This window comes from Brevibacillus borstelensis (assembly GCF_003710865.1).
Taxonomy (GTDB): domain Bacteria; phylum Bacillota; class Bacilli; order Brevibacillales; family Brevibacillaceae; genus Brevibacillus; species Brevibacillus borstelensis.
Map to the genome: position 1 here is coordinate 30,354 of NZ_RHHO01000064.1, position 14,121 is coordinate 44,474.

Below are 14,121 nucleotides of genomic sequence, written 5' to 3' on the forward strand. Positions count from 1 at the left end.
GCAAGCTTTCATACGCTGGGCCCATATCGTTTAGCCGAAAGCCGAGTTACCGCAATACAGAAGAAGCCATACGGACGTAAGTGTGGCGCTTGCCGCGCACGGTAATCGAGTAGTGCATGATATTTTCCGGGATGGCGATTCCGTTGTACCCGGCATCCCCGATATGGTATAGGTCGGCACCTGCCATCTTGCTGGCAAGCGCGATCTGCCGGATCGTGGCCTCATCGGAGCCTTCCTGGCTGGTTCCTGTCGCGAGCAGAGCCAAAGCTCCGTGGGCATGAACTGTATCGACCATGGCCTTTGCCGAGTCGAGAGTGATGCCGGGAATTGTGCCGGGGGAAGGCAGCAGGATAATGTCCGCTCCTGCTTCGATAAAATCGATGATCGTCTGCTTTGCGACCAAATCACCGCCAGCTTCCCCTTCCACGCCGGCTCCATGCATTTTTCCCGCGATAATCAGCATCTCTGCTCCCATCACTGTCCGGGCTGTTTGAATTGCCTCCCGGATTTCCCGGTTGGTAACCCCTGTCTTGGGGTTTCCGGTCAAGCAGATGAAGTCAAAACCGAGATCTTTGGCAGCGGCAAACGTTTTGGCAGAAGCAAGTCTGCCAGGAGGCAGGGAGTGGAGCTGCTCCGCTTGTCTGGCGTCTGGGTCGACCGGCTCCAGATTCAGCCCCACAGGCCTTCCGATCAGCCGCTTGAGGTCCTGGACTATTTCTTCAGGCTTTGCGCTTGTCAATCCCTCGACATGAGGAGAAAAGACGTCAAAGAAATTGAGCAGGATCATGTCGGCCCCAAAAGAAGCTGCCAGCTCAGCATTGCTCACGCTCGGATACAGCGGAGTGAAGGCGGAAATGACCTCGGCTACCAGGACACGGCCTTCAGAGGCTTTGATCGACTGCTTCAAATCCTGTCCCGACATCCGCGCAAAGTCGGACGCCGTGCAATCCAACAAACGTTTCATTGGCATTCTTCCAGCCCTTCATCTGTTTTACAGTTTCTTGATTTCGTCCTTCAGCACCTCGGACTGAGTGCCAAAAACCACTTGCACGCTGCCCTGTCCCAGCTTCATGACACCGGCAGCCCCCAGATCCTTCAATCCCTTTTCATTGACGATCTTGTCATCCTTCAGCACCAGACGCAGACGTGTTATGCACGCGTCGACGCTGACTACGTTTTCCTTGCCGCCGATCAGAGAGAGAACGGCCTGGGCTTTATCATGCATGGACGTATTCCCCGCCTTTTTCTCAGTCTCTTCCTCATCATCTTCCCGTCCCGGCGTTTTCAGGTTGAATTTGACGATGATGAAGCGGAACAGGAAGTAGTAGACGACCGCAAAGGCAAGACCGATCGGGATGATCAGCCACGCGTTTGTAGAGAAGTGGAAATTGACCAGATAGTCAATGAGACCGGCCGAGAAGCCGAATCCGTGCTTGATGCCCAGAGACGTCACGATGAAACCGGAGAGTCCGGTCAAAACAGCATGCACCAGGTACAGCAATGGTGCCGCGAACATGAAAGCAAATTCAAGCGGTTCCGTGATTCCTGTGAGAAAAGAAGCGAGCGCCGCACTCATGAAAACCGAGGCGATCATTTTGCGCTTCTCTTTTTTAGCCGTATGAATAATGGCAAATGCTGCGCCGGGAAGAGCAAACATCATGATCGGGAAGAAACCGGCCATAAACATCCCGGCTGTTTTGTCACCGGCAAAATAGCGGTGCAAGTCCCCGTGAGCCACGTTGCCGGCCGCATCGGTAAACGAGCCGATCTGGAACCAGGCAATCGCGTTGAGTACGTGATGCAGGCCAAACGGGATAAGCAGGCGGTTGAAGAACATGAAGATTCCGGACCCGATCGCACCCAGACTGACCACCCAGTTTCCAAACATATCGAGAACGTTCTGGATCGGAGCCCAGATCATCCCGAGAACGAGGCCGATCACGACCATGCTGAGCGAGGTGATGATTGGCACAAAGCGTTTGCCGCTGAAAAACCCGAGCCAATCCGGCATCTTGATGTCGTGATACCTGTTGTAGAAGAATGCCGCAATCGCACCGGCCAAAATACCGCCGAGAACGCCCATTTTCAGCACGACGTTATCGTCGATGAAAGGCATCGCAGCCGGCACTTTAGCCAAAATGCCGACCAGCACCTGATAGGCCATGACCGCCGCCAATGCCGCGACCGCATCGCCTGCCAGACCGATGGCGACACCCACAGCGAATATCAGGGCCAGGTTGTCGAGGATGGCCAAACCTCCCGCATGGAGAAACGGAGCTACGTATTGATTGAGGAAGCCTCCCACCGTCGCACCGAGCGGAATGTTCTTCTCGTAGTCGAGAAGCCCGAAGGAAACCAGAAGTGCGGCCGCCGGCAATGCCGCGACTGGGAGCATGAGCGCTTTCCCAATCCGTTGCAGAAAAGCTAGCATAATAATACCTCCTTGTTGAATGTTGTATATCAGAAAGCCGTTCTCCGGTGAGAAAGTGATAATGGATGGACAAAAGCAGGGCGTACCGGAGAATCGGACTGCCTGACGAGACGAAAAAGACAGCTACAGGAACATGCATATGACTGCAAGCGCTTACAAGAGGCAGGGACAAAACAGGTTATTCTGTTTTGTCGCGTAGATAGGAGTAAACTTCCTCTGCGCTGGAAAGCGAGAGTACGTGCCGCGCTACCTGTTTAGCCTGATCCATCGTGGTACTGCGGATGCGTGCCTTCACCTTCGGCATGACGGCTGCTGCTCCGCTGAACTCATTCAGCCCCATTCCCAACAACAGCTCGGTTGCCAGCGGATCACTGGCCATTTCCCCGCAAAGCCCGGTCCAGATCCCTGCCCGGTGGGAGGCGTTGATGACATGGGAGATCAGTCTCAGAACCGCCGGATGGTAGTAGCTGTACAGATGAGCGATGTTCTCATTCATGCGGTCTACAGCCAGTGTGTATTGGACAAGATCATTGGTTCCAATACTGAAAAACTGCACCTCTTTGGCAAAGGCGTCAGCCTGAAGGCAAGCGCCGGGAATTTCCATCATCATCCCGATGGCGATCTCCTCGTCAAACGGGATTCCGCTCGTCCGCAGTTCTGCTTTGACCTCTTCCAGGAGCCGCTTGGCTTCGCGTAGTTGTTCCAGATGAGAAATCATCGGAAACATGATCAGGAGACGGCCGTATGCGCTCGCCCGAAGCAAAGCTCTTAGCTGCGTGCGGAACAGCTCCGGCCGAGCAAGCGAGATGCGGATAGCCCGGAAACCGAGAAAAGGATTGTCCTCCCGGGGCAGAGCCAGTGCAGGCAGATGTTTGTCTCCCCCTACATCCAGCGTCCGAATGATGACAGGCTTTCCTTGAAACGCGGAGACCACGCGCTGATAAGCGGTAAATTGCTCTTCTTCATCCGGCAGATTGGACCGGTCCATAAACAGGAACTCGGAGCGGAACAGTCCGACACCATCGAGACCGGACGCGACCAGTGCCTCTGTTTCCTCGGGAACCGCCATGTTGGCCACGACATGCACGCGATGACCGTCCAGTGTGACAGCCGGCAAATCCTTCAATGCCTCCAGCGTTTCCCGGTCGGCCGCTTCCTGTTCCGCCCTTTCCCGGAAAGAGGCGAGCTGTCCCTCATCGGGATCGAGAAACAACTCCCCTGTAGCGCCGTCGAGAATCATCAGCTTGCCTGTTTCCGCAGCAGTCAAAAATGCCTCTCCGCCGCCCATTACGGCAGGAATGCCAAGCGAGCGGGCCAGGATCGCGGCGTGAGAAGTGGGGCCGCCTTTTGCAGTGGCGATGCCTTTGACAAGGCTGAGCGGGAGCTGAAGCGTTTCCGAAGGGGTGACATCCTCGGCAACCAGGATGAACGGTTCTTCAGGATAACCGATGGAATGGCTGTCACCGCCCGACAAGTTTTTCAGCAGGCGGCGGCTGACGTCGCGAATGTCATCCGCCCGTTCTTTCATATAGTCGTTGTCCATGCCCTCAAACAAAGCGACAAACTCCCCGGCGACCTGCTGGACTGCGGCCTGGGCCGAACAGAGTTGGTTCTCGATGCGAGCTTTCATTTCGCCTGTAAATGACGGATCATCCAAGAAGGCGATATGGGCTGACAGGATCTCCGCCTTCTCAGGCCCCAGCTGATCCAACGCTTTTTCCTTCAGCTGGGAAAGCTGTTCTTTGGCCAGCTCGATACTTTGCTCTAGGCATTGCAATTCTTCCGTTTTACGGTTTGAATCAATTTTTTCATCGTTTGTCGCGACCGTAGACTGGGCCGTCAGTTTGGCGATTGGAGCTATCGCGATGCCGGCCGAGACCGGGATTCCTTTAAACATACTGGTTCACCGTCCTGGCTCATCAATTAGCTTTCGAATTGCTTGTCGAACAGTTCCTTGAGCGCGGCAGCGGCTTGCTCTTCGTCCGCACCTTCGATTTCAAATGTCAGCCAGTCTCCCAGGGAAGCACCCAACGTCATGATGCCGAGAATGCTTTTCCCGTCCGCCTTCTTTTGATCTTTGATCACCGTGACTTTGGATTGAAACTGTCCTGCTTTGTTGACCAAGAGGGCTGCAGGACGAGCGTGCAGGCCACCCGCGGCTGTGACATGTACGTCAAAACGAATCATGATGCTCCTCCTTTGACGATCACCTGCATGAGAGGCTCCTGGCCTGCCCGCACGCTACCGGTTGACACGACTTTTTTCTCGGCGACCAGATCGCCGTTGGTAATCACGACCGGAGTAACGATCGGGCAGCCCGCTTTCTGGAGGACATCCAGGTCAAAGCTGATCAGCTTGTCGCCCGGTTTTACCTGATCTCCGGCTTTGACATGGGGAGTAAATCCCTCTCCTTTCAGCTTGACGGTATCGATGCCGATATGAAGCAAAATTTCCAAGCCGCTTTCGCTTGTCAGCGCGATGGCATGATGAGTCGGGAACAAGTGAGTGACACTTCCTGCCAAAGGCGATACCAACACGCCTTCAGTCGGAATAATGGCTGCACCGTCACCCACCACCTTCTGGGCAAAAACGGGATCGGGCACTTCGGTCAAAGCAACGACCTCGCCAGTCAAGGGGGCCAGTAGCGTCACTTCCTGCTGCTGTTTTTTACGAGAGAACAAACCGCGTAACATAAGCTCCTCCTTTTGCGTCTGAGAGTACGAAAAAAGGCATGAGTCGGGAAACATACGGCATCCTTACTATGCCGTACGATATCACCGCTCATGCCTAGTCGAACTAGTAACACGCTGGTTTTTCATGCTATTTTGCTTTTCTTAAAGACGAAGGCTTATTCGGTCGGCTGATTGGTCAGCCGGAATACATGCATGGCCATGTACCCCACTTCGTCATCCGGCACGGGGGAATCCAACCGGGAAGCAATGTGCCGGGCCAGCTCTTCCGCCAGCTCGTAGGAATCGGGAATGGTGGCTTTGACCCGATCCAGCAGGGGGTTTTGAATGGATTTTTGCTGGCGGATGCGTTCACAAGCATAACGCAGATGTGTGATCAAGCGGACGTAATCCACTGTACTTCGCTCAATCGTTTTTCCCGTACGCTCTTCGATAATGCCGACGAGCTCCGTAATCAGATTGGTAAACTGGACGGCTTTATTAACCGGCATATAACTGATCGCAGAGTGAATGTGCAAGGCCAAAAAGCCGATCTCACTCTCGGGAATATCCAGCGAGAAGGAGGATTTGATCATGTCGGCAGCCCTTTTGGCCAGCGCAAACTCTTTGCTGTAAAGCGTTTGGATTTCAAATAAAAACGGGTTGACGATTTCCATGCCGTTGCGCAGGCGGTAGATGGCAAACTGGATGTGGTCGGGCAAGGCGACATGGATATGCTCATTCAACTTCGGAGTAATTTCCTTGGCGATCAGCGCGATGATTTCTTCGGCAATGCCGACGACAGCCGGGTCTACCTGGCTCAGCACCGTTTGGTATTGCTGCTGGTGACTCTCATTTTCCAACCGGAAGCGTTTTTCCACACGTGCGTCATGGGGAAGAATGGTGTTCCCGGGTTTGGCGCCAAAGCCGATCCCTTTGCCGAACAAGACAATTTCCTGTCTGGATACAGGCTCTTCGGCAAGCACGACGTTATGATTCAAAACGCGCGTGATTGTATGAGGTTTTTCCTGTTCACGGGTCAACATCCACCACCTACCTTATAAGACAAAAAAGAGCCGAAAAAACCTTTTTGTGTAAAAAAGATCTTCTCGGCTCATGCCTGCATGACCAGTAACACGCCTTTTGAAAACGCTTCAATTAATCATTATCATAATGCACGAAAAAACGAATGTCAATTCATTTGCAAATGCGCTCCGGGAAAGGAGCCGCGGCAGGAATGAATGGGCGGATAAACGAATATGTCAAACAGGGAGGGCCTCATTCTTTCCGTAAAAAAAGCGGAACGCATCAGAGCGAACCGCATGGAGATTGAGTAGCTCATCCTACTTGGTAAACTTGTCGGCAATCGTTGAGGCGCAAAACGAGTACGGCTTGATTTCGGCCCGGAAGTGATTGGTTTCCGCTAGGCTTAGCAGTTGTTGGATAAACTTTCGGGTAGGGCCGTTTTTTCCAATGTCAAAATGGAGGCGAATCGGTAAGTCGATTTCGTGCTCACGCAAGTATTGGCGCAGCTCGGAGGCGAGGTTTACCGCGTACATCGCTTCCTGAAAAATGCGCTGCTGCAGTGACGTATACCGTCGCTCCTGAAATTTGTGGTAAAAAAACATGCCGCCGCGCCCTTGTTGAATCAGCGTAATGACAATCGCAAAAAACGTCCCCCGGCTGCGCAACTGGGAGTCCGCTCCGACAATCAATTCGTAGGTTCCGTTATTTGTGGATACGGTTTGCTCGATGTTGGAAAACACGTCAGCCTTGTCCAGAAGCCCCCGCGATGGACTGTGAAATCGGTCAAACAGAACGGGGCTTTCATAGGTTAATCCCACTCACATCCCCCCTCGGTAGAGGTATGATTACATTCGTTCGCTTACACTGTTAATGTATGTAATCATGCGGAGAGTATGTGAGTGAGGAAGACCAAACTGTTATGGATCATCAAAAATAAAGTATGGAGGGACAAAAAATGACGAAATCTCATTTCCCTGAGGTCGCCGAAAACCGAAGTGCGGCGTATGAAATTGACCCTGTTTTCCTTAACAGATGGTCTCCGCGGTCTTTCAAGGAAGATCAGGTGCCGGATGACGTTTTGTTCAGCCTGTTTGAAGCAGCGCGCTGGGCGCCGTCCGCGAGCAATGAGCAGCCGTGGCGATTTATCGTTGCCCGGACAGCGGAAGACAAACAGCGGTTTTATCCGTTCATCGCCGAAGGGAACCGCATCTGGTGCGAAAAGGCTCCTGTATTGGCTTTGATTCTGTCCAAGACTGTAAGCGGACGGGGTACTTTCAATCGCGCCCATGCTTTCGATGCGGGAGCAGCCTGGGGCTATCTGGCGCTGCAAGCAACCAAACTAGGCCTGATCACCCATGCCATGGGCGGCTTTGACCCGGAAAAAGCGAAAGAGGTACTGGGAGTTCCGGATGACTACGAGCTTCATGCCGTGATCGCCATCGGGTATCAGGGGGAAAAAGAAGCGCTGCCTGAGCAGCTGCAGGAGCGGGAAAAGCCGTCTGGCCGCCGGGAACTGTCGCAAACCGTATTTGAAGGAGTATTTGAAGAAAAGTGAATAAAGAGCAAAGCATACACGAAGGCGATCATGAAAAATACATGAGAGCCGCAATGCAAGAAGCGGAGAAAGCGGCAGCACTGGGAGAGGTGCCAATCGGGGCGGTCATCGTCCGGGATGGAGAAATTGTCGGACGGGGCTTTAATTTGCGCGAGACCAAAAAGGACCCGACACTTCACGCTGAGATGATCGCGATCCGGGAGGCGAGTGCCCGCTTGGGAGGATGGCGGCTTATCGGATGTACGCTGTACGTCACGCTGGAGCCGTGCCCGATGTGTGCGGGAGCGATTGTCCAAAGCCGGATCGAGCAGGTCGTATACGGAGCAAGGGACCCCAAAGCGGGCTGCGCGGGGACGTTGATGAACCTCCTCGACGAGCAAAGGTTCAACCATCAGGTGCCTGTTATTGAAGGAGTGCTGGCCGAGGAGTGCGGCCAAATGCTCAAGAGCTTTTTCCGTGGATTGCGCAAAAAAAGGGGGCTCCCTCAGGATTGAGCGGGCCCCTCTTTTTGTGTATAGGCTTTCAGGAATTCCATTTCCTCATCGGTTAATTCGCGGTACTCGCCTGGCTTGAGTGATTCATCCAGCCGGATGGGGCCCATGCGAATGCGCTGCAGGTAAATAACCTCCAGGTCAAAGGCGGCAAACATCCGTTTCACCTGATGGAATTTTCCCTCCATGATCGTGACGCGGATTTCGGAAATTTCCCCGGAGGAGAGCACCTCCAGCTTGGCGGGAAGGGTCGTAAAATCCTCCAGCTCTACACCGCGGGCGAATTCCTGGACATGGGTCTCGGTCACACGTCCTTGGATGCGGGCAAAGTACTCCTTGTCCACCTTCTTTTTCGGCGAGAGCAGATTATGAGAGAGCTGCCCGTCGTTGGTAAGCAGCAGCAAGCCTTCCGTATCGATGTCCAGACGGCCTACCGGGAAAACCTTGATCGCCCATTCATAAGGAAGCAGATCGACAACCGTCTCATGCAGATTGTCTTCCGTTGCGGAGACGACGCCTGGCGGCTTGTTCAGCATGATGTAGAGCCAACGCTTGTAGTTGATGGGTTCGCCGTCTACGCTGATCTCCTGTTCCTCCGGTACGACATGCATGCCGGGATCGGTCGCAACGGTGCCGTCGACGACAACGAGCTTTTGTTTGACCAATTGCTTGACTTCCTTGCGGGTACCAATGCCCATGTTGGCCAGTACCTTATCTAAACGTTCTCGCTTCATGCGAATTCCCCGTTTCTGTTCGTGATCAACTGTGCTTTTCTTATATTGGCCCAATGACCTCAGCAAATCAAGGGGTGCCAATGATTTACTCTTGCACAACAAAAAAATTTCTGCTATATTTATTTTTGTTTCCTGACATAGTGGAGAGATACCCAAGTGGTCATAAGGGGACGCACTCGAAATGCGTTAGGCGTCGTGAGGCGTGCGTGGGTTCGAATCCCACTCTCTCCGCCTTAATAATGACTTTGAATCGGTCGATGGATCGATTGTATAGACGAAAGCATAAAATGGTCGCAATGGCTGTTTTATGCTTTTTTATTAGTAAAACGGCTTGATCTGAAAAGAGTCAGTAAATATTTGGGAATTGTTACAAAACGCGGCGGAGACCGTGATAAAGACCGCGATAATGGCCGTGATAAAACGGATGAAGGTCACTTCGGCTTCTTCACGGGTAGCAACTCCGGTCAAACGGAAGTAAAGCCTAGCGAGCCAACCAGCCCGACCAAGGGTGAAGTAACTGGCGACCGCACAGGCTACTGAAAGGCTTTCCAATCGGAAAATTCGACCCAGCCATGGATGTTTCAGCAGATCACTGGGCTACACAGATCATCGCTGCGGTAAGCAAAGCAGGTTTGATGACGGGGTACCCAGATGGAACATCCCATCCTGAAAAGACCTTGACGCGAGCAGAAACGGTTACTATCATCAATCGCTTGGTGAACGGTACACAATTAAGCGCCGTAAGTGGAAAAAGCTGGCCAGATGTACCTCCAACTCATTGGGCATACAAGGATATTGAAGCAGCAACCAAAAAGTAACATACTCAGAAACAAACACGAAAAGACCGGAGTGCATATTTGCAAGCACCCGGTCTTTTTCCCTTCTATCTATATTTCGGGTCTTTCTTTCTCCACCTCTCTTATTACCCCGCCATTGAGCGATCCCGTGCTGTTGATGTTGAGCATTGGAGCAAATGGCAGGGCAATAGGCAGTTATTGGTTTGTCAATCCGGTTAGTACAAGTCAAACATATTGACGTCATGTCCAAGCAGCTTCAGATAAGTGAATAGCTGACTGCGATGGTGTTGTGCGTGAGTTGCAATTTCAATCAGCCATTTTGCTTGAACAGAGCCGTGCTCCAGGTAAAACGGCGTCGTCTTTTTCTGCAAAAAATCCTCGTCTGACAGCCCTTGCATGTAATCCTTCAGATCATCCAAGCCGCTCGTCATTTGTTCAATCAGCTCTTCAGGAGCAGAAAGCGCGGATATTTCCGATTCCAGCTGGCGAATAACTTCTTGGGGATTTTCTTTGAGAATGAGCAGATCGACAGAGGGGATCGCTACCAGATGTTCAACCAGCTCCCTTAATGTCCGCATCTGATCAGTTGGCTTGTACTCCCATTGATCTTGTTCGATGCGGCGGATGAGATTTGAAGTCGTTCTGACGATCAGCTCCAATTCCTCGAATAACAGTCCCTTGATCTCGTTCACTGCGTTCATTTTTCTTCCTCCCATCGGTAATCGTACTTTTACCTCAATGTCTATGTCTGAAAAAGTTCGCTATAGGAGGAAGTGTAACGTATAATAGTGACAGGTTTTGTCATCATTATCATTTTATTTTGTTCAGGAGGACAGCATGCCCAAATCCAAACGGCTCATGGAACTGATGATGACGGTTAACCGCAAACGCAAGTTTACTGTCAAGGAGCTGGCCGATCAGTTTGAGGTATCTACGCGGACGATCTTGCGAGACCTTCAGGAGCTTAGCGAACTGGGTGTCCCGCTGTACTCTGAGGTAGGACCGCATGGCGGCTATCAGGTGCTAAGCGAGCGGGTGCTTCCACCGATTGCATTTAAGGAGGATGAAGCAGTCGCCATGTTTTTTGCCAGTCATGCGCTGCGTCATTATTCCTCTCTTCCTTTTGAAACACAAGCGGCTTCCGCCTTGAACAAATTTTATTTGTACATGCCCGGGGATGTACGAGATCGAATCGACCAGATGAAAAACCGCGTCGACATAGTGGCTCCTACCCGGCAAAAGCCGGTCCGGCATCTGTCTATTCTGTTGGACGGAGCCATTTGGCAAAAAGTGATTAGCATCGACTACGAATCTCGGGAAGGCGGATCTATTCGTCATATTCAGCCAGTGGGAATATATGCACGAAACGGCTACTGGTATTGTCCGGCGTACTGCTTTTTGCGGGAGGATTTTCGCTTGTTCCGAGGAGATCGCATCCGCTCAGCGGAATACAGTTCGTCAGATGTGGCACCATTAGATTTAAAGCATGTGCATCTGGGGAATTGGGAGGAATTTACCCGGAAAAAGATCGAATGGACACGGATGTATGTGGTTTTGAGCAAAGAAGGTGTTCAGAGGTGTGAGGCGGAGCTGTGGAAAGTGCCAAACCTGCACATAGCTGAAGACGGCTCCGGCACGATTGACGGGATGATTCCTACGAGTGAAATCTCCTTTTTTGCCGATTTCTTTCTCGGATTAGGCAGGAATGCTGTAGTGAAAGAACCGGTAATAATGGTACAGCTAATAAGAGAGAGGCTTCAGGAGATGATAGAGATGTACGATTCCGATATTCAATAGGGTTAAAAATTAAGCAAATCAAAGGGCAGTCAAGTTTTCTTGGATTACCAGCTTTTTTATCTTGCTTTGTAGGTTTTCAATTTGTATAATAATAGAGTTGACGTTCACATGAGCTACAAACTTTAAACTTCTTTTAAAAAATCTATTGATTTCTGATAAAGAGTGTGCTAACATAGGAATTCCGTGAGGGGTTAAAAGTTCAAAGCGAATGCAAACCTTATCTCGGATTTACAATCTATTTTGATTCTATATGGATGGATGTCCGAGCGGCCGAAGGAGCACGATTGGAAATCGTGTAGACGGGGATAACTCGTCTCGTGGGTTCAAATCCCACTCCATCCGCCATCATGGCCCGTTGGTGAAGCGGTTTAACACAGCAGCCTTTCACGCTGTCATTCAGGGGTTCGAATCCCCTACGGGTCACCATAATTTGGAGGCTTAGCTCAGCTGGGAGAGCATCTGCCTTACAAGCAGAGGGTCGGCGGTTCGATCCCGTCAGCCTCCACCATTTATATAAAATATATAAAAATCGTCGCGGGATGGAGCAGTCTGGCAGCTCGTCGGGCTCATAACCCGAAGGTCGCAGGTTCAAATCCTGCTCCCGCAACCAAATATGGAGCTGTGGTGAAGTTGGAGTTCACGCCGGTCTGTCACACCGGAGGTCGCGGGTTCGAGTCCCGTCAGCTCCGCCATTTATCCCTTGAGGATAGCGTTTGCGGATTAACATTATTCGGCTCGGTAGCTCAGTCGGTAGAGCAGAGGACTGAAAATCCTCGTGTCGGCGGTTCGATTCCGTCCCGAGCCACCATTATGAAATACAACACCATGCCGGTGTAGCTCAATTGGTAGAGCACCTGACTTGTAATCAGGGGGTTGTGGGTTCAAGTCCTATCGCCGGCACCACTTTTTTGGGGAGATAGCGAAGAGGCTAAACGCGGCAGACTGTAAATCTGCTCCCTATGGGTTCGGCGGTTCGAATCCGTCTCTCCCCACCATTTTAGTTTGAGCCATTAGCTCAGTTGGTAGAGCATCTGACTTTTAATCAGAGGGTCGAAGGTTCGAGTCCTTCATGGCTCACCAGTTTCTTTCATTCATATGCGGTCGTGGCGGAATTGGCAGACGCGCTAGATTCAGGTTCTAGTGGTGGCAACACCGTGGAGGTTCAAGTCCTCTCGACCGCACCATATGCGGACGTAGCTCAATTGGTAGAGCGTCGCCTTGCCAAGGCGAAGGTCGCGGGTTCGAGCCCCGTCGTCCGCTCCATGATGCGTACGCAGGTCTTTCACCCATGCCGGGTTTACCCTCGTGGTAAAACACGAAGAAATGCTCGGGTACTTCAGATCTGGCTACGCAAAGAAGAATGTTCGACGAGGTATTGCCAGTGGAAGCGAGCCCCGTCGTCCGCTCCATATATATGTGCCCTTAGCTCAGCTGGATAGAGCGTTTGACTACGAATCAAAAGGTCGGGAGTTCGAATCTCTCAGGGCACGCCATTTTAACCCTTAATAATGAGATGTCGGGAAGTAGCTCAGCTTGGTAGAGTACTTGGCTTGGGACCAAGGGGTCGCAGGTTCGAATCCTGTCTTCCCGACCATGTAATTTCATATTTGCCGGTATGGCGGAATTGGCAGACGCGCGCGACTCAAAATCGTGAGGGAAACCGTGGGGGTTCAAGTCCCTCTACCGGCACCATTCTTATGCGGGTGTAGTTCAATGGTAGAACTCCAGCCTTCCAAGCTGGTCGCGTGGGTTCGATTCCCATCACCCGCTCCATTTTTATGCGGAGGGATACCGAAGTGGTCATAACGGGGCGGTCTTGAAAACCGTTAGGGTGCAAGCCCACGGGGGTTCGAATCCCTCTCCCTCCGCCACAATTCTTCTATAATAAAGCTTTATGGCGGTGTAGCTCAGCTGGCTAGAGCGTTCGGTTCATACCCGAAAGGTCGGGGGTTCGAGCCCCTCCGCCGCTACCATAGGGGCATAGTTTAACGGTAGAACGAAGGTCTCCAAAACCTTTGGTGTGGGTTCGATTCCTACTGCCCCTGCCAGACAGTTGAATACTTTTATTTGTGGCGGTCGTGGCGAAGGGGTTAACGCACCGGATTGTGGCTCCGGCATTCGTGGGTTCGAGTCCCATCGATCGCCCCATGTTTTTGAGCCTATAGCTCAGAGGATAGAGCACTGGTCTCCGGAACCAGGTGCCCAGGTTCGAGTCCTGGTAGGCTCGCCATTATTATTTGCGGTCGTGGTGGAATTGGCAGACACACCATCTTGAGGGGGTGGCGGGGCGACCCGTGCGAGTTCGAGTCTCGCCGACCGCACCAATTTCCATTAACTTCATTTGACTCAGGTTATAAGGATGTGTTAGATTGTATTTCTACTCATCGACGTGTAACTTGCAAGTGAAGATTTCAAAAAGAATCTTGATTTGTTGAGTTGAATGTGTTAATATGTAATTCCGCCTACAAGAAGCGGCGGGATCGATAGAAAGTAACACACCACAAAGTTCACAAGATTAAAAAATGTGTTGACTTTGAAAAGAGGATGTGTTACAATAGAGAAGTTGTGAAATGCTCTTTGAAAACTGAACAGCGAAGCGTTTTTGAATCACAAGCCTAGCA

14 protein-coding genes and 22 tRNA genes are annotated in these 14,121 nt (G+C 51.7%); 27 read left to right on the forward strand and 9 right to left on the reverse strand.

The window, feature by feature from the left end:
• Positions 1 to 46: 46 nt before the first annotated feature.
• The 7 genes from EDM54_RS24585 to EDM54_RS24615 form a co-directional block, all read right to left on the reverse strand.
• Positions 47 to 964, reverse strand: coding sequence for a DUF7916 family protein (locus EDM54_RS24585; RefSeq protein ID WP_003392717.1), 918 nt, complete (start codon positions 962 to 964; stop codon positions 47 to 49).
• A 27-nt stretch (positions 965 to 991) separates the two neighbouring features.
• The gene (gene nagE / locus EDM54_RS24590; protein ID WP_003392719.1) at positions 992 to 2,431 is read right to left on the reverse strand and encodes an N-acetylglucosamine-specific PTS transporter subunit IIBC; all 1,440 of its coding nucleotides are present in this window, start codon (positions 2,429 to 2,431) and stop codon (positions 992 to 994) included.
• Between the two features lie 178 nt (positions 2,432 to 2,609).
• On the reverse strand, positions 2,610 to 4,328 hold the full coding sequence (gene ptsP / locus EDM54_RS24595) for a phosphoenolpyruvate--protein phosphotransferase (protein WP_122959013.1): 1,719 nt from the start codon (positions 4,326 to 4,328) through the stop codon (positions 2,610 to 2,612).
• 26 nt (positions 4,329 to 4,354) lie between these two features.
• Positions 4,355 to 4,618, reverse strand: coding sequence for an HPr family phosphocarrier protein (locus EDM54_RS24600; protein ID WP_031933562.1), 264 nt, complete (start codon positions 4,616 to 4,618; stop codon positions 4,355 to 4,357).
• Positions 4,615 to 5,124: a PTS sugar transporter subunit IIA gene (locus EDM54_RS24605; protein ID WP_003392724.1), complete on the reverse strand. Its 510-nt coding sequence runs from the start codon at positions 5,122 to 5,124 to the stop codon at positions 4,615 to 4,617. Before EDM54_RS24605 ends, EDM54_RS24600 begins: the two co-directional genes overlap by 4 nt.
• 155 nt (positions 5,125 to 5,279) lie before the next feature.
• Positions 5,280 to 6,143 carry a glucose PTS transporter transcription antiterminator GlcT gene (gene glcT, locus EDM54_RS24610; RefSeq protein ID WP_031933561.1) on the reverse strand — a complete coding sequence of 288 codons (864 nt, stop codon included), beginning with the start codon at positions 6,141 to 6,143 and terminating at the stop codon, positions 5,280 to 5,282.
• Between the two features lie 300 nt (positions 6,144 to 6,443).
• A complete protein-coding gene (locus tag EDM54_RS24615; protein ID WP_003392728.1) occupies positions 6,444 to 6,944 on the reverse strand; it encodes a ribonuclease H-like YkuK family protein in 501 nt (166 codons plus the stop codon).
• Positions 6,945 to 7,081: 137 nt separating this feature from the next.
• Here EDM54_RS24615 and EDM54_RS24620 point away from each other — a divergent pair, with 137 nt between their 5' ends.
• A complete protein-coding gene (locus tag EDM54_RS24620; RefSeq protein ID WP_024985347.1) occupies positions 7,082 to 7,681 on the forward strand; it encodes a nitroreductase family protein in 600 nt (199 codons plus the stop codon).
• The gene (gene tadA / locus EDM54_RS24625) at positions 7,678 to 8,175 is read left to right on the forward strand and encodes a tRNA adenosine(34) deaminase TadA (RefSeq protein WP_003392733.1); all 498 of its coding nucleotides are present in this window, start codon (positions 7,678 to 7,680) and stop codon (positions 8,173 to 8,175) included. The genes EDM54_RS24620 and tadA overlap by 4 nt, the downstream gene beginning before the upstream one ends.
• Here tadA and EDM54_RS24630 read toward each other — a convergent pair.
• Positions 8,166 to 8,906, reverse strand: a complete 741-nt coding sequence (locus EDM54_RS24630; RefSeq protein ID WP_003392735.1) for a pseudouridine synthase — start codon at positions 8,904 to 8,906, stop codon at positions 8,166 to 8,168. The two genes, tadA and EDM54_RS24630, sit on opposite strands and share 10 nt — an antisense overlap.
• Positions 8,907 to 9,048: 142 nt before the next feature.
• Here EDM54_RS24630 and EDM54_RS24635 point away from each other — a divergent pair.
• From EDM54_RS24635 to EDM54_RS24640, 3 genes are all read left to right on the forward strand, one after another.
• A tRNA-Ser gene (locus EDM54_RS24635) sits at positions 9,049 to 9,137 on the forward strand.
• A 126-nt stretch (positions 9,138 to 9,263) separates the two neighbouring features.
• Complete coding sequence (locus EDM54_RS26275) at positions 9,264 to 9,446, forward strand: hypothetical protein (protein ID WP_141334249.1); 183 nt, start codon at positions 9,264 to 9,266, stop codon at positions 9,444 to 9,446.
• A 32-nt stretch (positions 9,447 to 9,478) separates the two neighbouring features.
• A complete protein-coding gene (locus tag EDM54_RS24640; protein WP_122959014.1) occupies positions 9,479 to 9,724 on the forward strand; it encodes an S-layer homology domain-containing protein in 246 nt (81 codons plus the stop codon).
• Between the two features lie 194 nt (positions 9,725 to 9,918).
• Here the strand turns inward: EDM54_RS24640 and EDM54_RS24645 are convergent, their stop codons facing one another.
• Entirely contained in the window at positions 9,919 to 10,404 is a 486-nt protein-coding gene (locus EDM54_RS24645; protein ID WP_003393390.1) for a DinB family protein, read from the reverse strand.
• Between the two features lie 136 nt (positions 10,405 to 10,540).
• Here EDM54_RS24645 and EDM54_RS24650 point away from each other — a divergent pair, with 136 nt between their 5' ends.
• The 22 genes from EDM54_RS24650 to EDM54_RS24755 all read left to right on the forward strand — a co-directional run bounded on the left by EDM54_RS24650 (position 10,541) and on the right by EDM54_RS24755 (position 13,824).
• Positions 10,541 to 11,500 carry a helix-turn-helix transcriptional regulator gene (locus tag EDM54_RS24650; RefSeq protein ID WP_024985344.1) on the forward strand — a complete coding sequence of 320 codons (960 nt, stop codon included), beginning with the start codon at positions 10,541 to 10,543 and terminating at the stop codon, positions 11,498 to 11,500.
• Between the two features lie 252 nt (positions 11,501 to 11,752).
• Positions 11,753 to 11,845, forward strand: a tRNA-Ser gene (locus EDM54_RS24655).
• 4 nt (positions 11,846 to 11,849) lie between these two features.
• Positions 11,850 to 11,926, forward strand: a tRNA-Glu gene (locus EDM54_RS24660).
• A gap of 6 nt (positions 11,927 to 11,932) precedes the next feature.
• Positions 11,933 to 12,008, forward strand: a tRNA-Val gene (locus EDM54_RS24665).
• A 25-nt stretch (positions 12,009 to 12,033) separates the two neighbouring features.
• Positions 12,034 to 12,110: transfer RNA gene (locus tag EDM54_RS24670), tRNA-Met, on the forward strand.
• Between the two features lie 5 nt (positions 12,111 to 12,115).
• Positions 12,116 to 12,192: transfer RNA gene (locus tag EDM54_RS24675), tRNA-Asp, on the forward strand.
• 40 nt (positions 12,193 to 12,232) lie between these two features.
• Positions 12,233 to 12,308 (forward strand) — tRNA-Phe (locus EDM54_RS24680).
• A 19-nt stretch (positions 12,309 to 12,327) separates the two neighbouring features.
• Positions 12,328 to 12,403 (forward strand) — tRNA-Thr (locus EDM54_RS24685).
• A gap of 7 nt (positions 12,404 to 12,410) precedes the next feature.
• Positions 12,411 to 12,495 (forward strand) — tRNA-Tyr (locus tag EDM54_RS24690).
• A 9-nt stretch (positions 12,496 to 12,504) separates the two neighbouring features.
• Positions 12,505 to 12,580: transfer RNA gene (locus tag EDM54_RS24695), tRNA-Lys, on the forward strand.
• 17 nt (positions 12,581 to 12,597) lie between these two features.
• Positions 12,598 to 12,684: transfer RNA gene (locus tag EDM54_RS24700), tRNA-Leu, on the forward strand.
• Positions 12,685 to 12,687: 3 nt separating this feature from the next.
• Positions 12,688 to 12,763: transfer RNA gene (locus tag EDM54_RS24705), tRNA-Gly, on the forward strand.
• A gap of 153 nt (positions 12,764 to 12,916) precedes the next feature.
• A tRNA-Arg gene (locus EDM54_RS24710) sits at positions 12,917 to 12,993 on the forward strand.
• A 24-nt stretch (positions 12,994 to 13,017) separates the two neighbouring features.
• A tRNA-Pro gene (locus EDM54_RS24715) sits at positions 13,018 to 13,094 on the forward strand.
• A gap of 15 nt (positions 13,095 to 13,109) precedes the next feature.
• Positions 13,110 to 13,192, forward strand: a tRNA-Leu gene (locus tag EDM54_RS24720).
• A 7-nt stretch (positions 13,193 to 13,199) separates the two neighbouring features.
• Positions 13,200 to 13,273 (forward strand) — tRNA-Gly (locus EDM54_RS24725).
• Positions 13,274 to 13,282: 9 nt separating this feature from the next.
• Positions 13,283 to 13,371 (forward strand) — tRNA-Ser (locus tag EDM54_RS24730).
• A 25-nt stretch (positions 13,372 to 13,396) separates the two neighbouring features.
• Positions 13,397 to 13,473, forward strand: a tRNA-Met gene (locus EDM54_RS24735).
• Position 13,474: 1 nt separating this feature from the next.
• A tRNA-Trp gene (locus EDM54_RS24740) sits at positions 13,475 to 13,548 on the forward strand.
• Positions 13,549 to 13,572: 24 nt separating this feature from the next.
• Positions 13,573 to 13,648: transfer RNA gene (locus EDM54_RS24745), tRNA-His, on the forward strand.
• A gap of 7 nt (positions 13,649 to 13,655) precedes the next feature.
• Positions 13,656 to 13,730: transfer RNA gene (locus tag EDM54_RS24750), tRNA-Arg, on the forward strand.
• A 9-nt stretch (positions 13,731 to 13,739) separates the two neighbouring features.
• Positions 13,740 to 13,824: transfer RNA gene (locus EDM54_RS24755), tRNA-Leu, on the forward strand.
• The last annotated feature ends 297 nt before the right edge of the window (positions 13,825 to 14,121 follow it).